The sequence below is a fragment of the Inquilinus sp. OTU3971 genome, assembly GCF_038440215.1.
The window spans coordinates 1-3,668 of record NZ_JASATH010000358.1; the positions used below are offsets into that span (position 1 = coordinate 1).

The window sequence follows — 3,668 nt, forward strand, 5'->3', positions numbered from 1 at the left end:
ATCACCGCCCTGCGGCGCTGGCTCGAGGCCCGCGGCGATGCTCCCGGCGCCCTGTTCAGCCGGCTCGACCGCGGCGGCAATCTCGTGGCCGGCGCCGACGGCCGCATGCTGCCGGTCGACCCGGCGACGATCGCCCGGCTGGTCAAGCGCGCGATCGCCCGCACAGGCGTCGACGCGGGGGAGTTTTCGGGGCACAGCCTGCGCGCCGGGATGATGACCGCGGCGGACCGGCTCGGCGTGCCCTTCGAACAGGCGATGGAGGAGCTACAGCGCGGTCCGGATCTATCGGCGGCACTCGAGTCTATGGGCGGGGAATTTTGCGGGCAGGCTGCTGCAGGGCCAATAGGCGCTCGGTCCCCTTCCGCGATCGGCCTCTTTGCAGACGCTCCGCAACAAGGCGGATCTTCCGAAGCGGACGGACGCGGCGCCGTCGGCAGCGCCCGCTTGAATGAAGGACTATGGGCTCTTCACCGAAGAGTCAGCCAGCTGGATGCCGTTTTCCTCGCACCAGATATTCAGGGCATCTTCGGTTTCGCGGTTCTCGAAGTCGTACCACCTCTGCAGCACGTCCCGCGTTTCCAGCAAGCGCCTGAAGTTCCGATACGCCCCCTTCCGCCTGAACATGTCCTTGACGGCATGGTGGTCGTCCGGAAGCTCGCGAGCGGCAAAGCGCAGCGCCAGATCGCGGCCGAGACCGAGTTCATTCTTGTGCGGCATGGCGATGTATCGATCTGAGGTTTCCAAATCGTCCGGTACCGCTTCTTCCTCCATCATGTCGACAGATGCCGACACCAAGTGGATTTTCCCGGTGTCGAGTGAGATGTAGGCCATATTCTCGCCGAAGCCTCCGAAGCTCACGAATTCGTAAGCGATGAAGAATTCGGTACGGTCAACCGTGACCAGATCCGTCTCCACCATCGGGCGCTCTCCCCAGACTGGTCGCCCTATTTTGCACTCGGCTGGTATGGCGCGGCCTGCGGCAGATCGCAATCACGATTCAATCTGGTCGATCGGCGCAGTGTGACGTCAGCCTTCGGTGAGGACCGCGGGAGATCTACTCTGGGGATCTGAGCTTGAGCCAAACGTGAACCGCAGCCGACCGACTTCGGGGTCGAAATTGATCCAGAGTTTCTGAAATCAGTCCTCGTCTTTGCCGAGCCTCCGGGTGACATGGTCGATGATCGGGGCGAAGGCGATCGACGGTCACGGTCCGGCGGCCTGCCCGCGGTGCCAGCCGCCGTGGCCATGGCAGGAGCTCGGTGGTCCGGCTGCGGTGCTCCGCGGCCACGAGTCTGCGGCCATCGTAATCCTTTGATTTCATTGGGCAATAAGGGGGAATATCGGGCATTGGGACTTCCGCCTGGGCCACGCGAGGGCTAGACTCGTCCGGTCGCCGCTCCGGAGGCCCCGTGCCGTTCGCCGTCCACCTCGATCTCGACCCGCACAGCGCCGCCGCCCTGGCGACCCTGATCGAGGCCGTCGAGCGCGCCGACGCGGACGCGATGACGCCGCGGCGGGCCAAGGTCGCGCCGCATCTTTCGCTCGCCGTCTACGATCGCCTGGTCCCGGCGGCGGTCACCGTGTCGCTGCAGCGCTTCGCTGAGCGGCAGCCCGCGATCGCCATCCAGCTGGCGAGCCTGGGCCTGTTCCCGGGACCGCCTGCCGTCCTGTTCGCAGCCCCGGTGGTCTCGGCCGAGCTGCTGGCCGTGCACCGCGCCTATCACCAGGCGACCTGGGCGTCCGGCCCGCGCTGCTGGGCCCACTACCTGCCGGAAAACTGGGTGCCGCATGTGACGCTCGGCGAGGGCCTTCGTCTGGCCGCGGTGCCGACGGCGGTCCGCAACGCGATCGCGGCCTGGCGTCCGCGTCCGGCAATATTGCACCGGATGTCGCTGGTCCGGTTCCATCCGGTCGAGGTGCTGTGGTCGCGGGCCCTGCCGGCGCACCCGTGAGCGGGGGAGGGGGAGGGTGATCGTGCATCTCAATGGCTGGCCCGGCGTCGGTAAGCTCACCGTCGCGCAGCTGCTGGCGCACCGGCTCCGGGCCCGGCTGATCGACAACCACCTGCTGCACGACGTCGCCATCCGCTGCGCCGGCATCGACGACCCGGCGCGCTGGCCGCTCTACGAGACGGTGCGCGCCGCCGCCTGCCAGGCCCTGGCCGACCGGCCGCGATCGGAGACCTTCGTCATGACCAACGCCCTGCGCCTCGGCGCTGCGCGCGAGCGCGAGGCCTGGCGCCATGTCGTCGCCCTCGCCGAGACTCGGGGCGTGCCGCTGGTGCCGGTGGTGCCCGAGGCCGACGACACCGTGCTGCGCTCCGGGGTCCAGAGACTCGAGCGCCAGGGACGCAAGTTGACCGACCCGAACGTGCTGGCGGCGATGATCCGCTCCGACCGGCTGCCGAAGCCCGACGTGCCCGAGCGGCTCGACCTCGACACCACCCATCTCGCCGACGCAGCCGCGGCGATCGAGGCGCATCTGCGGGCCGTTCGCGGCCGCCTGGCGCCGGCCGACGCCAGGCACCTGACATTGCTGGACGCGCCATGATCGACGAGACGATCGGTGGAGGAGGGGAGGCCGCCCCGGCGGCCCCGTGCCGCGCCCGACAGCGGTGCTGCCGGACGCCGACGGGGCGAACGGCCTGACCGACCTCCAGCGCGCCGAAATCCGCCGCCTGGCCGCGCGGGCCGACGAGTTGGTCGAGGCCTCGCTCTCGGCCAATACTCGAAAAGCCTACGGTTCGGCCTGGCGGCAGTGGAGCGAATGGTGCCTCGGCTTCGGTCTGGACCCGCAGGCGGCTGACGCCCCCTGGCTGGCGATGCACCTCACCGCCCTGTCGGAGACGCGCAAGCTCTCCACCCTCGAACTGCGCCGCGCCGCGGTGCTGGAGATCCGACGCCGGCTCGGCCGACCGCTGCACTTCGACGACGCCCAGTTCCGGGCCTTCCTCGCCGGTCTGCGGCGGACCAAGGGCGCCCGCCCGGACAAGAAGGCGGCGCTGCTCGAGGAGAACCTGCGGGCGGTCCTGTTGCTGCTCGATCTGGCCACGGCCTCGGCGCCGAAGCGCTGCCTGCGCGACCGGGCGCTGTTGCTGACCGGCTTCGCCGGCGGCTTCCGCCGCTCCGAGCTCACCGGCTTCGACCTGCGGGACGTCAGCTTCACCGCCGAAGGCCTGGTGCTGTTCGTCGCCGGCTCCAAGACCGACCAGGAAAGGCGAGGGGAGGAGGTCGGCATCCAGGCGGTGCCGCGATCGCCGCTCTGCGCCGTCACCGCGGTCGCGGCCTGGCTCGCCGCCCCCGGGGACGCGCCCGGGCCGCTGTACTGCCGGATCGACCGCGGCGGCCACCTGACCTACGGGCTCGACGGCCGGCTGCAGCCGATCGATAGCAAGACCGTCGCCCGGCTGGTCAAGCGGGTGATCAAGGGGACCGGGCTGGCCGAGGGGGAGTTTTCCGGGCACAGCCTGCGCGCCGGCATGATGACCGCCGCCGACCGCAAGGGCGTGCCGCTCGAGGCGGCGATGCAGCACGGCCGCTGGAAGGACGCCCGCACCGCCCGCGGCTACCGGCGGCATTCGAGTTTGTGACAGGGCAACTTCACCGGCAAGCTGCTCGCGGATGAATAGGCGCGGCTGGAAGGCGGTCGCAAAGTCTTGCTGTCCAGAA

4 protein-coding genes are annotated in these 3,668 nt (G+C 69.7%); all 4 read left to right on the forward strand.

Annotation, left to right across the window (positions count from 1 at the left end; translation table 11 throughout):
* On the forward strand, window positions 1–735 hold a 735-nt coding region (locus AAHM41_RS39520; protein ID WP_342242126.1), incomplete at its 5' end, for a hypothetical protein.
* 674 nt (window positions 736–1,409) lie between these two features.
* Window positions 1,410–1,952 carry a 2'-5' RNA ligase family protein gene (locus tag AAHM41_RS39525; protein WP_342242127.1) on the forward strand — a complete coding sequence of 181 codons (543 nt, stop codon included), beginning with the start codon at window positions 1,410–1,412 and terminating at the stop codon, window positions 1,950–1,952.
* Between the two features lie 16 nt (window positions 1,953–1,968).
* A complete protein-coding gene (locus tag AAHM41_RS39530) occupies window positions 1,969–2,550 on the forward strand; it encodes an AAA family ATPase (RefSeq protein ID WP_342242128.1) in 582 nt (193 codons plus the stop codon).
* A gap of 46 nt (window positions 2,551–2,596) precedes the next feature.
* Window positions 2,597–3,589 carry a tyrosine-type recombinase/integrase gene (locus tag AAHM41_RS39535; RefSeq protein WP_342242129.1) on the forward strand — a complete coding sequence of 331 codons (993 nt, stop codon included), beginning with the start codon at window positions 2,597–2,599 and terminating at the stop codon, window positions 3,587–3,589.
* The last annotated feature ends 79 nt before the right edge of the window (window positions 3,590–3,668 follow it).